22 protein-coding genes are annotated in these 19,871 nt (G+C 71.8%); 8 read left to right on the top strand and 14 right to left on the bottom strand.

Annotation, left to right across the window (positions count from 1 at the left end; translation table 11 throughout):
* Positions 1 to 4: 4 nt before the first annotated feature.
* From rlmH to M6I34_RS07565, 6 genes are read right to left on the bottom strand one after another with little or no spacing between them, the layout of a single operon-like run.
* On the bottom strand, positions 5 to 475 hold the full coding sequence (gene rlmH / locus M6I34_RS07590; protein ID WP_272485087.1) for a 23S rRNA (pseudouridine(1915)-N(3))-methyltransferase RlmH: 471 nt from the start codon (positions 473 to 475) through the stop codon (positions 5 to 7).
* 21 nt (positions 476 to 496) lie between these two features.
* Complete coding sequence (rsfS, locus tag M6I34_RS07585; RefSeq protein WP_272485086.1) at positions 497 to 1,066, bottom strand: ribosome silencing factor; 570 nt, start codon at positions 1,064 to 1,066, stop codon at positions 497 to 499.
* A 34-nt stretch (positions 1,067 to 1,100) separates the two neighbouring features.
* Positions 1,101 to 1,754 carry a nicotinate-nucleotide adenylyltransferase gene (nadD, locus tag M6I34_RS07580; protein WP_272485085.1) on the bottom strand — a complete coding sequence of 218 codons (654 nt, stop codon included), beginning with the start codon at positions 1,752 to 1,754 and terminating at the stop codon, positions 1,101 to 1,103.
* Entirely contained in the window at positions 1,754 to 2,734 is a 981-nt protein-coding gene (hemF, locus tag M6I34_RS07575) for an oxygen-dependent coproporphyrinogen oxidase (RefSeq protein ID WP_272485084.1), read from the bottom strand. The genes nadD and hemF overlap by 1 nt, the downstream gene beginning before the upstream one ends.
* Entirely contained in the window at positions 2,731 to 4,023 is a 1,293-nt protein-coding gene (purD, locus tag M6I34_RS07570; RefSeq protein WP_272485083.1) for a phosphoribosylamine--glycine ligase, read from the bottom strand. The genes hemF and purD overlap by 4 nt, the downstream gene beginning before the upstream one ends.
* On the bottom strand, positions 4,020 to 4,757 hold the full coding sequence (locus tag M6I34_RS07565; RefSeq protein ID WP_272485082.1) for a YebC/PmpR family DNA-binding transcriptional regulator: 738 nt from the start codon (positions 4,755 to 4,757) through the stop codon (positions 4,020 to 4,022). The genes purD and M6I34_RS07565 overlap by 4 nt, the downstream gene beginning before the upstream one ends.
* Before the next feature lie 136 nt (positions 4,758 to 4,893).
* Between M6I34_RS07565 and M6I34_RS07560 the strand changes: the two genes are divergently transcribed.
* The 5 genes from M6I34_RS07560 to M6I34_RS07540 all read left to right on the top strand — a co-directional run bounded on the left by M6I34_RS07560 (position 4,894) and on the right by M6I34_RS07540 (position 9,872).
* Positions 4,894 to 6,405: a helicase HerA-like C-terminal domain-containing protein gene (locus M6I34_RS07560; protein ID WP_272485081.1), complete on the top strand. Its 1,512-nt coding sequence runs from the start codon at positions 4,894 to 4,896 to the stop codon at positions 6,403 to 6,405.
* Positions 6,402 to 7,307 carry a DMT family transporter gene (locus M6I34_RS07555; protein ID WP_272485080.1) on the top strand — a complete coding sequence of 302 codons (906 nt, stop codon included), beginning with the start codon at positions 6,402 to 6,404 and terminating at the stop codon, positions 7,305 to 7,307. The genes M6I34_RS07560 and M6I34_RS07555 overlap by 4 nt, the downstream gene beginning before the upstream one ends.
* A gap of 2 nt (positions 7,308 to 7,309) precedes the next feature.
* Complete coding sequence (locus M6I34_RS07550; protein WP_272485079.1) at positions 7,310 to 8,089, top strand: SDR family oxidoreductase; 780 nt, start codon at positions 7,310 to 7,312, stop codon at positions 8,087 to 8,089.
* 74 nt (positions 8,090 to 8,163) lie between these two features.
* Positions 8,164 to 9,132: a quinone oxidoreductase family protein gene (locus M6I34_RS07545; RefSeq protein WP_272485078.1), complete on the top strand. Its 969-nt coding sequence runs from the start codon at positions 8,164 to 8,166 to the stop codon at positions 9,130 to 9,132.
* Positions 9,129 to 9,872, top strand: a complete 744-nt coding sequence (locus M6I34_RS07540; RefSeq protein WP_272485077.1) for a tRNA threonylcarbamoyladenosine dehydratase — start codon at positions 9,129 to 9,131, stop codon at positions 9,870 to 9,872. Before M6I34_RS07545 ends, M6I34_RS07540 begins: the two co-directional genes overlap by 4 nt.
* A 68-nt stretch (positions 9,873 to 9,940) precedes the next feature.
* On the opposite strand, the gene M6I34_RS07535 is transcribed toward M6I34_RS07540, so the two are convergent.
* The 4 genes from M6I34_RS07535 to M6I34_RS07520 form a co-directional block, all read right to left on the bottom strand.
* A complete protein-coding gene (locus M6I34_RS07535) occupies positions 9,941 to 11,113 on the bottom strand; it encodes an NAD(P)/FAD-dependent oxidoreductase (protein WP_272485076.1) in 1,173 nt (390 codons plus the stop codon).
* A complete protein-coding gene (ribA, locus tag M6I34_RS07530; protein WP_272485075.1) occupies positions 11,110 to 11,781 on the bottom strand; it encodes a GTP cyclohydrolase II in 672 nt (223 codons plus the stop codon). The genes M6I34_RS07535 and ribA overlap by 4 nt, the downstream gene beginning before the upstream one ends.
* A 207-nt stretch (positions 11,782 to 11,988) precedes the next feature.
* Entirely contained in the window at positions 11,989 to 13,293 is a 1,305-nt protein-coding gene (locus M6I34_RS07525; protein WP_272485074.1) for an MFS transporter, read from the bottom strand.
* Positions 13,290 to 13,748, bottom strand: coding sequence for a MarR family winged helix-turn-helix transcriptional regulator (locus tag M6I34_RS07520; protein ID WP_272485073.1), 459 nt, complete (start codon positions 13,746 to 13,748; stop codon positions 13,290 to 13,292). The genes M6I34_RS07525 and M6I34_RS07520 overlap by 4 nt, the downstream gene beginning before the upstream one ends.
* A gap of 135 nt (positions 13,749 to 13,883) precedes the next feature.
* On the opposite strand from M6I34_RS07520, the gene M6I34_RS07515 reads away from it, so the two are divergent.
* Positions 13,884 to 14,627, top strand: a complete 744-nt coding sequence (locus M6I34_RS07515) for a DUF4197 domain-containing protein (protein ID WP_272485072.1) — start codon at positions 13,884 to 13,886, stop codon at positions 14,625 to 14,627.
* A 52-nt stretch (positions 14,628 to 14,679) separates the two neighbouring features.
* On the opposite strand, the gene alkB is transcribed toward M6I34_RS07515, so the two are convergent.
* The 4 genes from alkB to phhA all read right to left on the bottom strand — a co-directional run bounded on the left by alkB (position 14,680) and on the right by phhA (position 18,437).
* Positions 14,680 to 15,342: a DNA oxidative demethylase AlkB gene (gene alkB, locus M6I34_RS07510; RefSeq protein ID WP_272485071.1), complete on the bottom strand. Its 663-nt coding sequence runs from the start codon at positions 15,340 to 15,342 to the stop codon at positions 14,680 to 14,682.
* Entirely contained in the window at positions 15,339 to 16,466 is a 1,128-nt protein-coding gene (gene ada / locus M6I34_RS07505) for a bifunctional DNA-binding transcriptional regulator/O6-methylguanine-DNA methyltransferase Ada (RefSeq protein WP_272485070.1), read from the bottom strand. The genes alkB and ada overlap by 4 nt, the downstream gene beginning before the upstream one ends.
* Before the next feature lie 84 nt (positions 16,467 to 16,550).
* Positions 16,551 to 17,498: a delta(1)-pyrroline-2-carboxylate reductase family protein gene (locus M6I34_RS07500; RefSeq protein ID WP_272485069.1), complete on the bottom strand. Its 948-nt coding sequence runs from the start codon at positions 17,496 to 17,498 to the stop codon at positions 16,551 to 16,553.
* Between the two features lie 81 nt (positions 17,499 to 17,579).
* A complete protein-coding gene (gene phhA / locus M6I34_RS07495; protein WP_272485068.1) occupies positions 17,580 to 18,437 on the bottom strand; it encodes a phenylalanine 4-monooxygenase in 858 nt (285 codons plus the stop codon).
* A 226-nt stretch (positions 18,438 to 18,663) separates the two neighbouring features.
* On the opposite strand from phhA, the gene M6I34_RS07490 reads away from it, so the two are divergent.
* Together M6I34_RS07490 and M6I34_RS07485 are read left to right on the top strand one after the other, a co-directional pair.
* Entirely contained in the window at positions 18,664 to 19,233 is a 570-nt protein-coding gene (locus M6I34_RS07490; protein ID WP_272485067.1) for a DUF2062 domain-containing protein, read from the top strand.
* Positions 19,230 to 19,871, top strand: coding sequence for a trimeric intracellular cation channel family protein (locus M6I34_RS07485; RefSeq protein WP_272485066.1), 642 nt, complete (start codon positions 19,230 to 19,232; stop codon positions 19,869 to 19,871). Before M6I34_RS07490 ends, M6I34_RS07485 begins: the two co-directional genes overlap by 4 nt.

The raw sequence follows: 19,871 nt of genomic DNA, 5'->3' as shown, positions 1-19,871 counted from the left end.
ATGCTCAATCGCGATGATACGGATGGCCGGCCAGGATCGACCAGCCGCGATAGAGCTGCTCGGCGAGCAGGACCCTGACCAGCGGATGCGGCAGCGTGAGGCTGGAGAGCCGGATCGTTTCGTCGGCCCGCGCCTTCAGGGGCGGGTCCAGGCCGTCCGGTCCACCGATCAGGATCGCCACCGGCCGCGCGTCCTCCTGCCAGGCGCGCATGCGCGCGGCGAGCTTCTGGGTGTCGAGGTCCCTGCCGCGCTCGTCGAGGGCGACGATCCGGCTGCCGGCGGGCAGCGCGGCCTCGATCCGCGCGGCCTCCTTCTGCATCCAGGCGGCTGCGCTCCCCGAGCTCGACCGGGCCTCGGCGCGGACCTCGCGCATCTCCACGGTGAAGCCCGCAGGAAGCCGCTTCAGGTAATCGTCGACCGCGGCGCCGACCCAGGCGGGCATCCGCGTGCCGACCGCGACGACCCGGATCAGCATCGGCCGTACCGGCGCCGCCGGCTAGCGGGCGGCCGCCTTCTTCGCCGCTGGCTTCTTCCCGGCGGGCTTCTTCGCCGCGACGCCGGCCTTCGCAGCCGTCGGCTTCTTCGCCTCGGTCGGCCTTTTCGCGGCAGCGGGCTTCTTCGCGGCCGGCTTCCTGGCCGCCGGCTTCTTCGCCGGGGGCTTCGCGGCATCCGGGGACTTCCTCGCTTGCGCCATGGCCGCCGCCGCCTTCGCGGCCGGCGACTCCGCCGGCTTCAGCCGGACGGGCTTCTCGCCCCACAGTTCCTCGAGCCGGTAGTAGTCGCGGATGCCCGGCTGCATGATGTGCACGACCGCGTCGCCGAGGTCGACCAGCACCCACTCGCCGGTTTCCTCGCCTTCCATCGACACGACCTGGCCGCCGGCCTTCTTGACCTCGTCGCGCACGTGCGAGGCGAGCGCCCGCGTCTGGCGGTTCGAGGTGCCGGTGGCGAGGATCACCCGGTCGAAGAGTTCGGTCTGGCCGACGGTGTTGAAGACCCTGATGTCCTGGGCCTTGACGTCTTCTAGCGCGTCGACGATGACGCGCTGCAGTTTTCTGATGTCCATCCGTGTCCGGGCTGCGGACCGGTTGCGCCCGATGTCAACGGGTCGCCGGCCGGTCCTGGTAGAGGTGGTGTCGGTCAATATAGTCGAGAACCGGGGGCGGCAACAGTTCGGCCGGCCGTTCGCCGCGCGCCAGCGCCTCGCGAAGCGCGGTGGCCGAGACCGGCACCGGCGGCATCCGGAAGAAGACGATCGAGCCCGCGGGCTCGTCGGGAAGCGCGTCGCGCCCGTGCGTGGCCACCAGCACCTCGACCAGCGGGTCGAACTCGGCGAGGCGGTGCGGGCCTCGCTGGGTCGCGGCGATGTGCGCGTAGCGCAGCAGCTCCCGGTAGCGATGCCAGGTGGCCAGGTTGCGCATCTGGTCGCTGCCGAGCAGCAGCACCAGCGACGGCTCGGGGCCGAGCGCCTCGCGCAGCTCGCGCAGCGTTTCCACGGTGTAGGTCGCGCCCTCGCGGTCGAGCTCGCGCGTGTCGACGCTCCAGCCCGGCGTGTCGCCGACGGCCAGCCGGGTCATCGCCAGGCGGTGCTCGCCGGCGGTCGATGCGCCGTGCTTCTGCCACGAGTGGCCGGTCGGGATGAAGCGGACCTCGTCGAGCGCCAGCGCCAGCTGGGCCGCGCTGGCCAGCGCCAGGTGCCCGACGTGGATCGGATCGAAGGTGCCGCCGAGCAGGCCGATGCGCTTGCGGGGCATCAGACCCAGTCGCGCGGAACGAGGAAGTCGTGCAGCCGCGCCTCGGGCGAGCCGGGCTCGGGGTGCCAGTCGTAGCGCCAGCGCGCGACGGGCGGCATCGAGCACAGGATGGACTCGGTGCGCCCGCCCGACTGCAGGCCGAACAGCGTGCCGCGGTCGTAGACCAGGTTGAACTCGACGTAGCGGCCGCGGCGATAGGCCTGGAAGTCGCGCTCGCGCTCGCCGTAGGGCTCGTCGCGATGGCGCTCGACGATCGGCCCGTAGGCTTCGAGGAAGGCATCGCCGACCGCCCGGGTCATCGCGAACGAACGCTCGAAGCCGGGCTCGTTCAGGTCGTCGAAGAACACGCCGCCGACGCCGCGCGGCTCGTTGCGGTGCTTCAGGAAGAAGTAGTCGTCGCACCACTTCTTGAAGCGCGGGTGCCACTGCGGCCCGAAGGGCTCGAGCGCCTGGCGGCACACGCCGTGAAAGCGGACGACGTCCTTCTCGAACGGGTAATAGGGCGTGAGGTCCATGCCGCCGCCGAACCACCAGATCGGCTCGGCATCGGCCGGCCCTTCGGCCGGCGCGCCGGCGATGAAGAAGCGCACGTTCAGGTGCACGGTGGGCACGTAGGGATTGCGCGGGTGCAGGACCAGCGAGACCCCGGTGGCCTCGAAGGGCCGGCCGCCGAGCCCCGGGCGCTGGGCGCTGGCCGACGCGGGCAGCCGTTCGCCGTGCACGTGCGAGAACAGCACCGCGCCGCGCTCGAACACGCCGCCTTCCTCGATGACGCAGCTGATGCCGCCGCCGCCGCCGAGCTGGCTGGCGCCGCCTGGCTCGCGCCGCCATTCGTCGCGCCGGAAGCGCTGGCCGTCGAGCGCCTCCAGCCCCGACACGATCCGCTGCTGCAGGCCGAGCAGCCAGTCGCGGACCTCGCCGGCGTCGGGCCGCGCCGCATGCGGCGCGTCGCCGACGGGTCGAAGGCGTGCGTCGCTCATCGGCTGTTGCCGCGGCCGATCGCGCGGTGGCCGATGTCGCGGCGGTACTGCATGCCGTCGAAGCGCAAGGACTCGACCGCCCGATAGGCGCGCGCCTGCGCGATCTTGACCGAGTCGCCCAGCGCGGTCACGCACAGCACGCGCCCGCCGGCGGTGAGCGTGCGATCGCCGTCGGCGACCGTGCCGGCGTGGAACACGATGCAGTCCTCGCCGAACTCGTTGCCGTGCGCCGGCAGCCCGTCGATCGGGTCGCCCTTGCGCGGCGACTCGGGGTAGCCGGCGGCGGCCAGCACGACGCCGAGCGCGGTGCGGCGGTCCCATTCGATCTCGGCCTGGTCCAGCGTGCCCGACAGCGCGTGCTCGAACACGTCGACCAGGTCGCTCTTCACGCGGGCCATGATCGGCTGGGTCTCGGGATCGCCCATCCGGCAGTTGAACTCCAGGGTGCGCGGCTTGCCGGCCGCGTCGATCATCAGCCCGGCATAGAGGAAGCCGGTGAACGGAATGCCGTCTGCGGCCATGCCCTCGACCGTCGGCTTGACGATCTCGCGCAGCACCCGGGCGTGCACGTCGGGCGTGACGACCGGCGCCGGCGAGTAGGCGCCCATGCCGCCGGTGTTCGGGCCCTGGTCGCCGTCGCGCAGCCGCTTGTGGTCCTGGCTGGAGGCCAGCGGCAGCACGTTGCGGCCGTCGACCATCACGATGAAGCTCGCTTCCTCGCCCTCGAGGAAGTCCTCGATGACGACGCGCGCGCCGGCGTCGCCCATGCTGTTGTCGACCAGCATCGCGTCGATCGCCGCGTGGGCCTCGTCGAGCGTGGTGGCCACGACCACGCCCTTGCCGGCCGCCAGGCCGTCGGCCTTGATCACGATCGGCGCGCCCCGGCGGTTCACGTAGTCGTGCGCCGCCTTCGGGTCGGAAAAGGTTTCGTAGTCGGCGGTCGGGATGCCGTGGCGCTTCATGAAGGCCTTGGCGAAGTCCTTCGACGACTCGAGCTGGGCCGCGGCGCGCGTGGGGCCGAAGATGCGCAGGCCCTTCTCCCGGAACAGGTCGACGATGCCGGCCGCCAGCGGCGCCTCGGGGCCCACCACGGTGAAGGCGATCTTCTCGCGCTCGGCGAAGGCCGCCAGCGTGCGAAGGTCGGTGACCGGCAGGTTGACGAGATTGCGCTCGCGGGCCGTGCCCCCGTTGCCGGGCGCCACGTAGACCATCTGCACGCGCGGCGAGCGCGCGAGCCGCCAGGCCAGCGCGTGCTCGCGGCCGCCCGAACCGACTACGAGGATTTTCATGATTGGCCGGTCTCGTCGAATTCCGCGTTGGTGTAGACCTGCTGGACGTCGTCGAGGTTCTCGAGCGCGTCGAGCAGCTTCTGCATCTTCGCTGCGTCGTCGCCGGCCAGCGAAGTGGTGGTGTCGGGCCGCATCGTGATCTCGGCGACCGCGGGCTTCAGGCCGGCGGCCTCGAGCGCCGCCTTGACCGCGGCGAAGTCGCCGGGCGCGCACAGCACCTCGATGCCGCCCTCGTCGTCGGTCGCGACGTCTTCGGCGCCGGCCTCGATCGCGGCCTCCATGACCTTCTCTTCGGAGGTGCCCGGCTCGAACAGGACCTGGCCGCAGTGCTTGAACATGAAGGCCACCGAGCCGTCGGTGCCGAGGTTGCCGCCGTTCTTGGAGAAGGCGTGGCGCACCTCGGCGACCGTGCGGGTGCGGTTGTCGGTGAGGCAATCGACGATGACCGCCGCGCCGCCGATGCCGTAGCCCTCGTAGCGGATTTCCTCGTAGTTCTGCCCCTCGAGGCCGCCGATGCCTTTCTGGATCGCCCGCTGCACGGTGTCCTTGGGCATGTTCGCGTCGGAGGCCTTGTCCAGCGCGAGCCTCAGGCGCGGGTTGGCGGCCGGGTCGCCGCCGCCCATCTTGGCGGCGACGGTGATCTCGCGGATCAGCCGGGTGAAGAGCTTGCCGCGCTTTTCATCCTGGCGGTTCTTGCGGTGCTGGATGTTGGCCCATTTCGAGTGGCCGGCCATGGTGCGCCCTCGTAACCGACCTGCCGGCGCCGCTTGCCTGCCGCGCGGCGACCGTGGTCGAATAGCTTCGTCGGAAAACCCGATATTTTACCATTCGGCCCTCGCCCTTCCCTTCGCGATTCGTCGCCCCGAGACCATGACCGAGCCCCTCGTCATCGCCCGACACGGCGACACGCCGCTGCAACTGCTCCCCGCGCTCGCCAACCGGCACGGCCTGATCACCGGGGCCACCGGCACCGGCAAGACGGTCACGCTGCAGGTGCTCGCCGAGCGCTTCTCCGGGATCGGCGTGCCGGTGTTCATGGCGGACGTGAAGGGCGACCTGACCGGCATCTCGCAGCCCGGCGCCGCCTCGCCCAAGCTGAAGGAGCGGCTCGACCGCCTCGGTTTCGAGATGCCCGCCTTCAGCGGTTTCCCGGTCACGCTGTGGGACGTCTACGGCGAGAAGGGGCACCCGCTGCGCGCCACCGTGTCCGACATGGGGCCGCTGCTGCTGTCGCGGATGATGGGCCTGAACGAGACCCAGGAGGGCGTGCTGCACCTGGTGTTCAGGATCGCCGACGAGCAGGGGCTGCTGCTGCTCGACGCCAAGGACCTGCGGGCGATGCTGCAGTTCGTGGGCGACAATGCCCGGGAATTCACCACCGGCTACGGCAACGTGTCGGCTGCTTCGATCGGCGCGATCCAGCGCGCGCTGCTGGTGCTCGACCAGCAAGGGGCGGATCGCTTCTTCGGAGAGCCGATGCTGAACGTCGACGACCTGATGCAGACCGATGCGCAGGGCAGGGGCGTCGTCAACATCCTGGCCGCCGACCGGCTGCTGAACGCGCCGAAGCTCTACGGCACCTTCCTGCTCTGGCTGCTGTCCGAGCTGTTCGAGCGCCTGCCCGAGGTCGGCGACCGCGACGAGCCGAAGATGGTGTTCTTCTTCGACGAGGCGCACCTGCTGTTCGACGACGCGCCCAAGGCGCTGCTCGACAAGATCGAGCAGGTGGTGCGGCTGATCCGTTCCAAGGGGGTCGGCGTCTACTTCGTGACCCAGAATCCGCTCGACATCCCCGAGACCGTGCTGGGCCAGCTCGGCAACCGCGTGCAGCACGCGCTGCGCGCCTACACGCCGCGCGACCAGAAGGCGGTGCGCACCGCGGCGAGCACGATGCGCCAGAACCCGGCGATCGACACCGAGAAGGCGATCACCGAGCTGGGCGTCGGCGAGGGCCTGATCTCGATGCTCGACGAGAAGGGGCGGCCGAGCGTCGTCGAGCGCGCGTGGGTGTGTCCGCCCGCCTCGCGGATCGGGCCGATCACCGACGAGGAGCGCGCGCCGCTGCTGCGCCGGTCGATCGTGGCGGGGGTCTACGACAAGACCGTCGACCGCGAGTCGGCGTTCGAGATGCTGAAGGCCAGGGCCGAGAGCGAGGCCGCGCAGCAGGCCGCCGAGCAGGCGTCGAAGGAGCAGGCCAGGGGCCGGGCCGGCAGCGCGGGCCAGGGCGGCATCCTCGACGACATCCTGGGCGGCGGAGGCGGCCGCCGGCAATCGACGGTCGAGGCGATGGCCAAGAGCGCCGCCCGCTCGATCGGCTCCACGCTCGGCCGGCAGATCGTTCGCGGGATCCTCGGCACGCTGCTCGGCGGCAAGCGGCGTTGACCGCGGCGCCTGCCCCGGCGCGCGCCGGCGGCTTCGCGCTGGCCGCGACCGGCGCCGTCCTGTTCTCGGCCAAGGCGATCATCGTCAAGCTCGCCTACCGCCACCAGGTCGACCCGGCCACGCTGATCGCGATGCGGATGCTGGTCGCGCTGCCGTTCTTCGCGGCGGCCGCCTGGTGGATCGGCCGGCGCTCGCCGATCGCCTGGCGGCGGGGTGACCGCGCGCGGGTCCTGCTGCTCGGGCTGCTCGGCTACTACCTGGCGAGCTACCTCGACTTCCTCGGCCTCCAGTACATCTCGGCCGGACTGGAGCGGATCATCCTGTACCTGAACCCGACGCTGGTGCTGCTGATCTCGGCGCTGGCCCTGCGCCGGCCGATCCGCCGCCACGAGGTGATCGCGCTGGCGATCGCCTACCTGGGGGTGCTGGTGGTCTTCGCGCACGACGTGCGCTTCGAGGGCGCCAACGTGCCGCTCGGCGGCGCGCTGGTCTTCGCCAGTGCGCTGTCCTACGCGGTCTACCTGGTGATGAGCGGCGAGATGGTCAAGCGGTTGGGCCCGGTGCGGCTGACCGCCTGGGCGAGCATCGTGGCCAGCCTGGCCTGCATCGCGCAGGCGCTGGTGCTGGATCCTGCCGCGTTGCTCGCGCAACCGGCGCCGGTCTGGTGGCTTTCGCTGCTCAACGGTACCCTGTGCACCGTGCTGCCGGTCTTCCTGGTGATGTTCGCGATCGACCGCATCGGGTCGGCAGCTGCGGCCCAGACCGGCATGCTGGGCCCGGTCTCGACGATCGCGCTCGGCGCGCTGCTGCTCGGCGAGCCCGTTTCCGGAACGCAGGTGATCGGCACGGCGATCGTGCTTGCCGGTATCTTTTTCCTGACACGACAACAACGGAGAGTCTGACGATGGATCTCGGCATTGCCGGAAAGTGGGCGCTGGTCTGCGGCGCCAGCAAGGGACTGGGTTACGGCTGCGCGATCTCGCTCGCGAAGGAGGGCGTGAACCTGGTGATCAACGCGCGCTCGGCCGGCCCGCTGGAAGAGGCCGCGAAGCGGATCGCCGGCGAGACCAGCGTCGAGGTCCGCGCGGTCGCGTGCGACATCACGACCGAGGCCGGCCGCAAGGAGGCGCTGTCCGCCGCGCCGCAGGTCGACATCCTGGTCAACAACGCCGGCGGCCCGCCGCCGGGCGACTTCCGCAAGTTCGGCCGCGACGACTGGATCAAGGCGATCGACGCGAACATGCTGACGCCGATCGAGCTGATCAAGGCCACCGTCGACCCGATGATCGAGCGCAAGTTCGGCCGCATCGTCAACATCACGTCGAGCGCGGTCAAGGCGCCGATCGACATCCTGGGCCTGTCCAACGGCGCGCGTTCGGGCCTGACCGGCTTCGTCGCCGGCCTGGCGCGCAAGACGGTCGTGCACAACGTGACGATCAACAACCTGCTGCCCGGCATGTTCGACACCGACCGCCTGCGCGGCACCAACAAGGCGGCGGCCGATGCCGCCGGCATCACGGTCGAGGAAGCCGCCGCGCGGCGCATGGCCTCGATCCCGGCGGGCCGCTTCGGCACGTCGTGGGAGTTCGGCCAGGCCTGCGCCTACCTGTGCAGCGCGCAGGCCGGCTACGTGACCGGGCAGAACTTCCTGATCGACGGCGGCAACTACCCGGGCACCTTCTGAGGGCCCGACAGGCAAACCAGGCTGGCGGCCGGCCGAGAGCGGCCGGCCAGATTCGACAGACGAGGGAGACGAAGATGGCGAAGGCGATCCGGATCACCGAGACCGGCGGTCCCGAGGTGATGAAACTGGTCGATGTCGAGGTCGGCGCGCCCGGCCCGGGCGAGGCCCAGGTGCGCAACCACGCGCTCGGCCTCAATTTCATCGACACCTACTATCGCAGCGGGCTCTACCCGATGCCGCTTCCGGGGGGCATCGGCCTCGAGGGGGCCGGCGTGGTCACCGCGGTGGGCGCCGGCGTGACCGAAGTGAAGGTCGGCGACCGGGTCGCCTATTGCGGCGGGCCGGTCGGCGCCTACGCCGAGCTGCGCAACATGCCCGCCGCCGTGCTGGTCAAGCTGCCGAAGAAGATCGACTTCGAGACCGCCGCGGCGATGATGCTCAAGGGCCTGACCGTCCAGTACCTGTTCCGCCGCACCTACAAGCTGCAGAAGGGCCAGACGATCCTGTTCCACGCCGCTGCCGGCGGCGTGGGCCTGATCGCGATGCAGTGGGCCAAGGCGCTGGGCGTGACCGTGATCGGCACGGCCGGCTCCGAGGAGAAGGCGGCGCTCGCGAGCAAGTTCGGCGCCGACCACGTGATCCTGTACCGCAAGGAGAACGTGCCCGAGCGGGTGCGCGAGATCACGAAGGGCGCGATGGTGCCGGTGGTCTACGACGGCGTCGGCAAGGACACCTTCCAGATGTCGATCGACTCGCTGCAGCCCTTCGGCCTGATGGTGAGCTTCGGCAACGCGTCGGGGCCGGTGCCGCCGATTCCGCTCACCGTGCTCAAGGGCTCGCTCTACCTGACCCGGCCCGGGCTGATGCCCCACACCGCCAGGCGCGAGAACCTCGTCGAGATGGCGGCCGACCTGTTCCGGATGGTCGGCTCGGGCAAGGTGAAGATCGAGATCGACCAGCGCTACGCGCTGGCCGACGCGGTGAAGGCGCACCAGGACCTGCAATCGCGCAAGACCACCGGGTCGTCGCTGCTGCTGCCTTGACGCCCCGGCGTTTCTCGGGCGTCGCGCGCGTCTTCGGCGACGACGCCTTCGCGCGGATCGCCGCCGCCCACGTCTGCGTGATCGGGCTGGGCGGTGTCGGTTCCTGGGCCGCCGAGGCGCTGGCGCGGTCCGGCGTCGGGCGGCTCACGCTGATCGACCTCGACCACATCGCGGAGTCCAACCTGAACCGGCAGGTGCTGGCGCTCGAGTCCACGCTCGGCGCGGCCAAGGTCGAGGCGATGCGCGCGCGGATCGCCGACATCGCCCCGGACTGCCGCGTGACGGCCGTCGACGAGTTCGTCACGCCCGACAACGCGGCCGACATCGTCCCGGCCGACGCGATCGTCGTCGACGCGATCGACCAGGTCCGCTCGAAGGTGGCGCTGGTCGCGCTGTGTCGCGCCCGCCGGCAGAAGCTGCTCGTCTGCGGCGGCGCCGGCGGCCGCCACGATCCGCTGCGGCTGAGGCGCGACGATCTCGCGAACGCGAAGGGCGACGCGCTGTTGTCCTCGCTGCGCGCCCGCCTGCGGCGCGAGCACGGGTTTCCGCGCGAACCGGGCAAGCGCTTCGGCGTCGAGGTGGTCTACAGCGACGAGCACATGGGCGGCGGCCGCGCGGCCGAGGCGCCGGGGGCCGCGCTGTCCTGCGCCGGCTACGGCTCGCTGGTGACGGTCACCGCGGCGATGGGCCTGGCCGCGGCGGCGCGGGCGCTGGACCTGGCGCGCGCGCGTCATCGCTGAGCTTCCGGGCGGCGAGCGTTCGGGCCTGCCGAACAGGGGCGTCGCCGTCGACGCGTGCCTCGCCGCGCTCAGACGATCAGCGACTCCCGCTTCGCCGGCGCGCCGGCGGCGAAGCGCTCGATCGACAGCGACGACACGTCGACGAAGGGCTGCTGGCCGCGCACCTGGGCGGCGACGACCCGGCCGATCGCGGCGGCCTGCTGCACGCCGTGCCCGGAGAAGCCGCAGGCGTTGAACCAGCCGGGAGCACCCGGCATGGGCCCGACCACCGGCTGGTGATCGGGCGTCACTTCGTAGTAGCCCCACCAGCTCGCCTTGCGGTCGAGGTCCAGCGTCTCGAACCAGGGAAAGCGCTCGAGCCCGACCGGGTACGCGGTCTCGAGCCACGGCCAGTCGATGCCTTCCTCGAAGCCGGTGTCCTCCGGGTTGCTCAGCCCGAAGATCAGCCGCTGCCCCTCCGAGCGAAACCAGAAGCCGGTGCCGGCATCCACCGTCAGCGGGAAGACCCTCGGCTCGACTCGCGGGCCGGTCGCGAACACGATCCGGCGCGCCGGGCCGACCGGCACCTCGAGTCCGGCGAGGCGGCCGACCTCGCCCGACCAGGCGCCCGCGCAATTGACCAGCACCGGGGCCTCGAACGTGCCCGCCGGCGTGCGCACCTGCCAGCGCGCCGCGGCGGGCGAACCGGCGTTCGCGATCGCCTGCGCCGGCGCGTTCAGGCGGACGGCCGCCCCGAGCCGCCTGGCCTCGGCCAGGAAGGCCATCGCGATGCCGTGCGGATCCAGTACGCCGTCGGCGGGGCACCAGGTGGCGCCGGCGATGTCGTCGATGCGGGCCGGCACGATCCGGGCGGCCTGCTCCGGGGTGAGCCGCTCGACCGGCATGCCGAGAGAGCGCTGCAGTTCGTAGCCTTCGAGATGAGCCGGCCACAGCGCGGGCGGCACGAAGAACAGGTAACCGACCGGCCGGTAGGCGGCCTCGGGCATCGCGCGATACTCGTCCAGGCTCGCCGCCGACAGCAGCACGTTGACCGCCTCGCTGAACTGCACCCGGATGCCGGCCGCGCTGCGGCCGGTCGAGTGGGTGGCGGGCGCCGCTTCGCGCTCGAGCACGGTGACCCGCAGGCCCGCCTCGGCGAGCCGGCGGGCGCAGGCCGCGCCGACGATGCCGGCGCCGACGACGATCGCGTCGCTGCGCGCGACGTCGATGCCGGCCGCCTGGCCCGGTGCGTTCGCGCTCAAGGCGCGGTCTCGTCGGGCTGCAGGCCGCTGGCGGCCAGCAGGTGGCCCAGGCGCTGGCGCTTGGTGCGCAGGTAGCCGGCGTTGTGCGGGTTAGGCTCGATCTGCAGCGGCACCCGCTCGGCGATCTCGATGCCCGCCTTCTCGAGCGCGCGGATCTTGCGCGGGTTGTTCGTCATCAGGCGCAGCGAGCGCACGCCGAGTTGCACCAGCATGTCGGCGGCGATGTCGTACTTGCGCAGGTCCGGCGCCAGGCCGAGCCGCAGGTTGGCCTCGACCGTGTCGGCGCCTTCGTCCTGCAGCCGGTAGGCGCGGATCTTGTTCAGCAGCCCGATGCCGCGGCCTTCCTGGCGCAGGTAGAGCAGCAGGCCGCGGCCTTCGGCGGCGATCGCCGCCAGCGCGGCCTCGAGCTGCGGCCCGCAGTCGCAGCGCAGGCTGAACAGCGCGTCGCCGGTCAGGCACTCGGAGTGGAGCCGGGCGAGCACCGGCCGGCCGTCGGCGATGTCGCCCATCGCGAGCGCGACATGCTCGCGGCCGGTGGCGGCCTCCTCGAAACCGTGCAGCTCGAAGACGCCCCACTCGGTGGGCAGGCGGCAGGACGCGACCAGCCGGATCGCGGCTTCGCCGGCGGTGGGTTCGGGCCTGTCTTCGAGGGGCGTCTGGTTCGCCATGCGCGTGGGGGATCCGGGGCCGTGGGCGCCGCCGGGTCGCCATGATTCGGTTCGTCGACCGGCGGGTCGCAAAGGCGAATGATATCGGGCCGCGCCGACCGGCGCTCCCGGCACGTTCCGGGCTGCGCCGCGCGGGGGGCGCTTGCGCGTGGGCGGTCCGGCCCGGCACCCGGGCACGGATCCCCGGGTGGCCGGCCGGCGCGCGGCTCAGGCGGCCGACGGACGCGCGATCCGCGCCTCGCGGATCGGCAGGTGGATCAGCGCGGCGCCGACGGCCAGCATGATGTCGATGTACCAGACCCAGTCGTAGCTGCCGGTGGCCTCGAACATCCGGCCGCCGAGCCAGGCGCCCAGGAAGCCGCCGATCTGGTGCGACAGCATGACCACGCCGAACAGCATCGCCATGTTCGTCGTGCCGAACAGCTTGGCCACCAGGCCGGCGGTCGGCGGTACGGTGGACAGGAAGGTCAGGCCCATCACCGCCGAGAAGGCCAGCACCGTGAAACCGGTCTTGGGAGCCAGCAGGAAGGCCAGTACCGCCAGCGCGCGGGTCGCGTAGACCAGCGACAGCAGCGATTTCATCCGCCAGCGACCGACCGCCCAGCCCATGGCCACGCTGCCGACGATGTTGAACAGGCCCAGCATGGCCAGCGACCAGGCGCCGAACTGGACCGGCAGCCCGCAGGTGGCGATCACGCCCGGCAGGTGGGTGGCCAGGAAGGCGACGTGGAAGCCGCAGACGAAGAAGCCGGCGGCGAGCATCCGGTAGCTCGGGTCGCGCGCGGCTTCGGCGAGCGCGGCGCGGGCGCCGGCGGGCCGGGGGGCAACCGCAGCAGCGGGGGTAGCCGGTCCCGCGGGCGGCGCGGAAGCCGGCTGCGCCGCCTGCCCGTTGCCTCGCAGCAGGAAGGCCGCCGGCAGCGCAAGCAGCACGATCGCGCCCAGCACCTGCATCGCGATCGACCAGCCGTAGCCGACCATCAGCGCGCCGGCGATCGGCGCCATCGCGAACTGGCCGAACGAGCCGCCTGCGTTGACGATGCCGGTCGCCATGCCGCGCATCCGTTGCGGCAGCAGCCGCATCGTCGCGGCCATCAGCACGGCAGGGCCGGCCATGCCGGCGCCGCCCGCCGCCAGCACGCCGATCGCCAGCACCAGGCCCGAGGTGGTCGTCATGAAGGGGGTGAGCGCAGTGCCCAGCGCCACCAGCATGACGCCGGCCAGCAACACCCGGCCGGCGCCGATCCGGTCGGCGATCGCGCCGGCGAAGGGCTGCGTGAGCCCCCACCAGAGCTGGCCGAAGGCGAAGGCCAGGCTGATGCTGCCGAGCCCGAGCCCTGTCGCGCTGTTCAGCGGGCTCAGGAACAGGCCCATGGTCTGGCGGGTGCCCATCGTGAGCGCGAAGGTGCCGGCGGCGGCCAGCAGCACCAGCCAGACGGCGATCTGCGCGGGGGCCGGCGCGGCGGCGGTGGTAGCGCCCGGGGATCGCCCGGATCCGCCTGGGGACTGGCTCATTCGATGTCTCCGTCGGCTGGCGCATCGAGCAGCGCCAGGGATTCGTCGATCAGCGCGTGCAAGGCGAGCACCCGGGACCGACCGAGGCGTGCCTCGAGGCCGGTCTGGGCGCGCTGCCAGTCATCGCGGGCGGCCTCGCGCCGGGCCCGTCCGGCCTCGGTGATCGTGACCATGCGGGAACGCGCGTCGGGCCCGGCCGAGATTTCGATCCAGCCGGCTTCGACCAGGGGCCTGAGGTTGCGGGTCAGTGTGGACGCGTCCATCGTCATTGCCCGGGCCAGCTCGCCAGGGCGCACCGGGCCGAGCTTCAGCACGTGCGAGAGCAGAGCGTACTGGGTCGTCCTGATGCCGGCCTTCCCCAGCTCGGCGTCGTAGAACTGGGTGACGCGGCGGGTCAACTGGCGAAGCCGGAAGTTGGTGCAGGCCCTGGAGGGCCGGGAAGTGGGTGTCGTCATCGCAGGCCGGACGTGAAAATGTAGATACAACAATTGTAGATGCAATAGATTGGTCACGGCAAGCTACGGTCGACCCGCATCGGCTAGGATGGCAAGAAAGCAAGCATGGTGTCCGACGATGCATGGAGCCCGAGCATGAACCGGCGAACGACCCTGGCGGCGCTGGCCGCACTGCTGGCCTGCGGCACCGCGCGCGCGCAGCTGCCCCGGCTCGACGACCTCCTGAAGAAGGGCGGCGCCGCGCTCCCCGGCCTGTCCTCCGGGAGCGTCGGCAGCGGCGACGCGCAGACCGACGTCGCCGGCATCAAGGAGGCGCTGGCCGTGGGCACCGAGCGCGCGGTCGCGAACCTCGCCAGGCGCGACGGCTACTTCGGCAACCAGGCGGTGAAGATCCTGATGCCCTCGTCGATCCAGAAGGTGGCCGACGTCGCCCGGATGGCCGGCTACCAGAAGCAGGTCGACGAGTTCGTGCTGAGCATGAACCGGGCGGCCGAGGCGGCGGTGCCGATGGCGAGCCGCTTCTTCGCCGACGCGATCCGTGCGATGACGCTCGACGACGCGCGCGCGATCCTCACCGGCGGCGACACCGCCGCCACCGAGTTCTTCCGGGGCAAGACGCAGGACAAGCTGTTCGCGGCCTTCAAGCCGGTCGTGTCGAAGAAGGTCGACGAGGTCGGCACGACCCGCGCCTACAAGGACATGATGGGCCGCTACGAGAAGGTGCCGCTGGTCGGCAGCCAGTCGCTCGACCTGGACGACTACGTGACCGGAAAGGCGCTCGACGGCCTGTTCTACATGGTCGGCGAGGAGGAGAAGAGCATCCGCAGCAACCCGGGCGCGCGCACGACCGAGCTGCTCAAGAAGGTGTTCGGCGGCTGACCGATCGCTGCGACGGCAGGCGTGCTCGCGGCGCGCCGGCACGGCGCGGCCTTCAGCCGGCCTTGCGGAAGGTCAGGTTGATGCGGCAACGGCCCAGCAACGGATGCTCGCCGTCCTTCAGCGGCATCACGCCGTGGTAGCGCAGCCTGGCCGGTCCGCCCCAGACCGCGACGTCGCCGTGGACCAGCGGGACGCGCATCGCCTTGTCCGCGCGTGACTGGCCACCGAAAAGGAAGACTGCCGGCAGGCCCAGCGACACCGACACGATCGGCGCGTCGAAGTCGCGCTCGTTGCGGTCCTGGTGCAGGGCCAGGCGCGCGCCCGGCTCGTAGCGATTGACCAGGCAGGCGTCGGGCACGAAGCCCGGGAAGCCCGCCCGCGAGGCCGCCTCCGCGGCGAGCCGTTCGAAGTCCCGCGGCATCGCCGGCCAGGGCAGGGTGCCGTCGGGATCCAGCGGCGCGTAGCGATAGCCGCGGCGATTCGACACCCAGCCGAGCGCGCCGCAGTTGGTCATCGCGACCGACATAGTGAATCCGCCCGGAGTGACCATGTGCCGCAGCGGCGCCTGCGCGACGACCTGCCGCAGGCCGTCCAGCAATGCGGCCTGGGCGGGCAGCGCGAAGCCGCGCAGCACGACTGCCCCGTCGGCGAGCTGCTCCGCGAGCGCTTCGTCCGGGCGGGCCGCATCGATCGAATCGAAGAGGTCGGGCGTCATCGGCGAGCTTGCTCAGGCCGCGTCGTGGAAGATGATGCCCGGCGTGTGCCGCCTGCTTCCCGCTCGAGCAGCGCGCGCTTGCGCGCCACGCCCCAGCGATAGCCGGCCAGGCCGCCGTCGTTTCGCACGACCCGGTGGCAGGGGATAGCGACCGCCAGCGCGTTCGCCGCGCAGGCGCCGGCCACCGCGCGCACCGACTTCGGCGCACCGATCCGCGCGGCGATCTCGGTGTAGCTGGCAGTGCTGCCGGGCGGGATCTCGCGCAGCGCTTGCCAGACTCGCTGCTGGAAGGCGGTGCCGCGCACGTCGAGCGGCAGGTCGAGACCGAGCCGCGGCGCCTCGACGAAGCCGACGACGGTCGCGACGGTCTTCTCGAACGCAGCGTCGCCGCCGACCAGCGTGGCGCGCGGGAAGCGGTCCTGCAGGTCGCGGGCCAGCTCGTCGGGATCGTCGCCGATCAGGATCGCGCAGACGCCGCGCCCGGTGGCCGCCACCAGGATCGCGCCGAGCGAGCACTGGCCGATCGCGAAGCGGATCTCGGTGTTCGCGCCGCCGGCGCGCCAGGCGGTCGGGGTCATGCCCAGCAGCTCGTTCGAGTTCTCGTAGAAGCGGCCGCTCGACCCGAAGCCGGCGTCGTAGAGCGCGTCGGTGACCGATCCCGAGGCGCCGAGCCGCTCTCGCGCGCGCTGCGCGCGATGCGCCGCCGCGTATTGCCGGGGCGACAGGCCGACGATAGCCTTGAACACCCGCTGCAGGTGGTGCGGGCTCATGCCGGCCTCGCGCGCCAGCGCCTCGAGGGTCGGCGCCTGCCCGGAGCCCTCGATCGTCCGGCAGAGCCGGGCGACCATCGTGGCGTGGGCCTCGGCGAGCGACGGCCGGTCGGGCCGGCAGCGCTTGCAGGGCCGGAAGCCCGCGCGCTCGGCATCGGCCGGACCGGCGTGGAAGGCGACGTTCTCGGGCCGGGGCCTGCGCGCGGCGCACGAGGGCCGGCAGTAGACGCCGGTGGTGGCGACCGAATAGACGAAACGGCCGTCGGCCTCCGGGTCGCGCGCCACGACGGCGGCCCAGCGGGGATCGGCCACCGTGGCTGCGGCGAGAAGCTCCCTCTTCGTGCTCATGTTCATTTCCGTCCCTCCCGGATTCGATGGATCGACGGACAGAATCTATTCGAGCCCCCGCGCGGCTTCACTCCGGGGCTTGCGATCGAATTACTCGATCGCAAGCCGGCAGGCCGCCAGGTCCCACAGCGCCTGGCCCACGCTCTTGAAGACCACCGGCCCGCCGGCAGGTTTCTCGCCGTCGGCGATCGCGTCCTCGAGCGCCGTCAGGCGCTTCCAGTCGATCTTCGCCTGGATGAAGTCGCCGGCCTCGTGCAGGCCGCCCGGCTTGTCGTCGATGTAAAGGCGCGCACGGCGCACCAGCGCGGCCGGCAGTTCGCACATCTCGGGCCGGAAGGCGCCGACCGCGGCCACGAAACCGCCGAAGTCCGGATCGTCGTCGAACAGCGGGGCGAGGCTAGTCGTGCCGGTGACGACGATGTCAGCGTCGCGCAGCGCCTGCCCCGGGTTCGCGATCGCCTCGCAGTCGATTCCGGCGGCGCGGGCGCGCGCGGCGAAGGCCCGCGCGTTCTCCGGCGTGCGCGAGGACACGCGCACCCGCTTCACGCCGAGCGTCTGCGTGAACACCTCGAGGTGTCCCTGCGCCTGCACGCCGCTGCCCACGATCAGCATCGAGGGGCCGTCGTCACGCGCAGCACCCGCCGGTCCGTCGCCTGGCGCCGCAAGACTGGCCGCACCGAGCTCGATCGCCGCGAGCGCGGACATCGCCGCGGTGCGCCGGGCGGTGACGGTGGGCCCGTCGAGCATCAGCAGCCGCTCGCCGGTGTCGGCGCGCATCAGGATCACCTCGCCCAGCAACGTGGGCAGCCCGCGCGCTGCGTTGTCCGCGCAGACGGTCACCAGCTTCGTCGAAGCGTATTCCCCGTCGGTGGCCGGCATCGCCAGCAGCGTGCCCCCGGCGATCGGCACCGCGAGCCGTTCGGGCGATTGGGTGCGACCGGCGCGCCGGCGCGCGAGCATGTCGCGCAGCGCGTCGATGAGGCCGCCCCAGGGCAGCGCGGCGGCGGTGGCTTCGGCGTCGAGGACTTTCAGCGGCATGGCATCGGGGGGGGGAAGTCGGGACCGTGGATGCAGGAGGGGCAGGGGGCGGGCAGGCTGTCGCAGCGCGGCCCGCGCCGCTCAGGGCTCGAGCTCCGGCAGTCGCTCGAGCGCACGATACAACAGCGAGAAATCGGGCGCGGTCTCGTCGAACAGCTGGCCGAAGGAGTCCACCACGAAGTAGACCTTCTGGAAGTCGTCGATCAGGTACTTCGTCTGCATGACCCGGATCAGGTCGAAGCGTTCGCGGTGGACCTCCGGCGCGTCGACCGCGTGGCGGATCTCGCCCGGCGAGGACAGGATGCCGGCACCGTAGGCGCGCACGCCGCCGGCCTCGGCGACCAGTCCGAACTCGATCGTGTACCAGTAGAGCCGGGCCAGGTACTTCAGGCCGCCCAGCCGCTGCGCCTTCAGGCCGCCCAGACCGTAGGCCTGAAGGTAGTCGGCGATCTGCGGGTCGAACAGCATCGGCACGTGGCCGAAGAAGTCGTGGAAGATGTCCGGCTCGACGATGTAGTCGAATTCCTCGGGCTCGCGGATCCAGACCGTCACGGGGAACTGGCGCTTCGCGAGGTGGCCGAAGAAGACGTCGTCGGGCAGCAGGCCCGGCACCGGCACCAGCCGCCAGCGGGTCGCGGCGTGCAGGCGCTGGTTGACCGAGTCGAAGCGCGGGATCGCGTCGGCGAAGTCCAGCCTAGCCAGCGCCGAGGCGAAGGCCTCGCAGGCCCTGCCGGGCAGCAGCTCGTGCTGGCGGGCGTAGAGCCGGCGCCAGACGTCCTGGTGGGCAGGCGTGTAGAGCTCATAGCGCTGCTCGACCGTGTAGTCGGCGCGCATCCGGGAATAATCGCCGCGCAGCCCGTGCGTGGACCGGGCGGCCACGTCGGCCAGGAAGCCGGACCGGTCGACCGCGGGCGACGCTGGATCCTCGGGTTCGTTCATCGGCAGCTCCTCGAGTCGGGGCACCTGCGCCGGGCGCGGGCAGGGAGCCTGCCCCGATTCTGCCGCAGCCCGGCTACCGCCCGAAACCGTGCCGCCTGTCATTTCGCACAGGGAAATCACGACGAAAAGTTGTACGATCCGATTCCCCCCGCAGCGGCGTGCGGGCAGCCGGCGCCCCTGGCCCGGAGCCCGGCCGCGGCGACCCGAGACACCCGAGAGAAACATCTTGCGCAGGTTCCTGCCTACCGAGGAAAGCATCAAGGCCAACAGGTTCTTGCGCTGGCTCGGGCCGCGCCTGCACGAGCCCGGCCTCTGGCACCTGAACCGGCGCGCGGTGGCGCGCGGCGTGGCGATCGGGGTCTTCTTCGGCTTCATGATCCCGGTCGCGCAGATTCCGGCCGCGGCGATCGGCGCCTTCTTCGCGCGGGCCAACCTGCTCGTGTCGGCGATCGCCACACTGGTGTCCAACCCGTTCACCTACGCGCCGATCTACTACGCTGCCTACCGGTTGGGCGGTTTCCTGCTCGGGCACGCCGGGCCGGCCACCGCGGCGGACCTCGATCCCGCGCTGGTGCACGCAGTCACGCCGGCGCTGGAGCACGCTGCGTCGGGCATCGGCGCCTGGCTGTCCGATGTCTGGACGCAGATGGCCGCCTACGGCAAGCCGCTGTTCCTGGGCCTGGGCATCATGGCCGTCACGCTGTCGATCGTCTCCTACTTCGGCACGCTGTTCGTCTGGCGAATGGCCGTCCTCATCAAGCGGCGGCGTCCGCAGCGGTTGCGGGCCGGCGCGTGACGCCGGCCGTCAGGGTCGACTGGGTCCTGACCGCGATCGAGGTCGCCGGCACGCTGGCCTTCGCGCTGTCGGGCTTCATCGAGGCCGCGCGCAAGCGCATGGACGTGGTCGGCGTGGCCGCGGTCACCTTCTTCGCCGCCTTCGGCGGCGGCACGCTGCGCGACATCCTCCTCGACCGCCGGCCCTTCTTCTGGGTGCAGCACAGCGAATACGTGTGGGCGGTCCTCGCGCTGGTCGCGGCGGGCCTGGCCGGCTTGCGGGCGACGCACCTTTCGCCGTCGGCCCGGCCGATGCTGTGGGCCGACGCGCTCGGACTCGGCCTGTTCAGCGCCTCGGGCGCCGGCCTGGCGTGGGAGATGGGGCAGCCGGCCATCGTCTGCGCGCTGATGGGGGTGGTCACCGGCGTGTTCGGCGGGGTGATGCGCGACGTGCTGTGCAACGAGGTGCCGGCGATCTTCAGCGATCATCGGCCCTACGCGGTCTGTTCCTTCGCCGGCGCCTGGGCATTCCTGGCGGTGGCGTCGGTCACGGGCCCCGGCTGGCCGGCCCTGTCGGTCGGCATCGTGGTCACTGCCGGCCTGCGGCTGTTCGCGCTCGCGCGCGGCTGGCGGGTGCCAGGCTGGGCCGAACGCAGCTGA

Origin of the sequence: Zeimonas sediminis (assembly GCF_023721795.1) — a bacterium.
GTDB classification, from domain to species: domain Bacteria; phylum Pseudomonadota; class Gammaproteobacteria; order Burkholderiales; family Burkholderiaceae_E; genus Zeimonas; species Zeimonas sediminis.
This window is presented reverse-complemented; position numbering and strand designations above follow the sequence as displayed.

What these genes read in the sequence shown, in the direction of transcription:
- ada (WP_272485070.1), bottom strand. Translation starts at nt 16,466, where the DNA reads ATGAACATGAGCACGAAGAGGGAGCTTCTCGCCGCAGCCACGGTGGCC.
- M6I34_RS07565 (WP_272485082.1), bottom strand. Translation starts at nt 4,757, where the DNA reads ATGGCCGGCCACTCGAAATGGGCCAACATCCAGCACCGCAAGAACCGC.
- rlmH (WP_272485087.1), bottom strand. Translation starts at nt 475, where the DNA reads ATGCTGATCCGGGTCGTCGCGGTCGGCACGCGGATGCCCGCCTGGGTC.
- M6I34_RS07500 (WP_272485069.1), bottom strand. Translation starts at nt 17,498, where the DNA reads ATGCCGCTGAAAGTCCTCGACGCCGAAGCCACCGCCGCCGCGCTGCCC.
- M6I34_RS07520 (WP_272485073.1), bottom strand. Translation starts at nt 13,748, where the DNA reads ATGACGACACCCACTTCCCGGCCCTCCAGGGCCTGCACCAACTTCCGG.
- nadD (WP_272485085.1), bottom strand. Translation starts at nt 1,754, where the DNA reads ATGCCCCGCAAGCGCATCGGCCTGCTCGGCGGCACCTTCGATCCGATC.
- purD (WP_272485083.1), bottom strand. Translation starts at nt 4,023, where the DNA reads ATGAAAATCCTCGTAGTCGGTTCGGGCGGCCGCGAGCACGCGCTGGCC.
- ribA (WP_272485075.1), bottom strand. Translation starts at nt 11,781, where the DNA reads ATGGCGAACCAGACGCCCCTCGAAGACAGGCCCGAACCCACCGCCGGC.
- rsfS (WP_272485086.1), bottom strand. Translation starts at nt 1,066, where the DNA reads ATGGACATCAGAAAACTGCAGCGCGTCATCGTCGACGCGCTAGAAGAC.
- M6I34_RS07545 (WP_272485078.1), top strand. Translation starts at nt 8,164, where the DNA reads ATGGCGAAGGCGATCCGGATCACCGAGACCGGCGGTCCCGAGGTGATG.
- M6I34_RS07550 (WP_272485079.1), top strand. Translation starts at nt 7,310, where the DNA reads ATGGATCTCGGCATTGCCGGAAAGTGGGCGCTGGTCTGCGGCGCCAGC.
- M6I34_RS07560 (WP_272485081.1), top strand. Translation starts at nt 4,894, where the DNA reads ATGACCGAGCCCCTCGTCATCGCCCGACACGGCGACACGCCGCTGCAA.
- phhA (WP_272485068.1), bottom strand. Translation starts at nt 18,437, where the DNA reads ATGAACGAACCCGAGGATCCAGCGTCGCCCGCGGTCGACCGGTCCGGC.
- hemF (WP_272485084.1), bottom strand. Translation starts at nt 2,734, where the DNA reads ATGAGCGACGCACGCCTTCGACCCGTCGGCGACGCGCCGCATGCGGCG.
- M6I34_RS07515 (WP_272485072.1), top strand. Translation starts at nt 13,884, where the DNA reads ATGAACCGGCGAACGACCCTGGCGGCGCTGGCCGCACTGCTGGCCTGC.
- alkB (WP_272485071.1), bottom strand. Translation starts at nt 15,342, where the DNA reads ATGACGCCCGACCTCTTCGATTCGATCGATGCGGCCCGCCCGGACGAA.
- M6I34_RS07525 (WP_272485074.1), bottom strand. Translation starts at nt 13,293, where the DNA reads ATGAGCCAGTCCCCAGGCGGATCCGGGCGATCCCCGGGCGCTACCACC.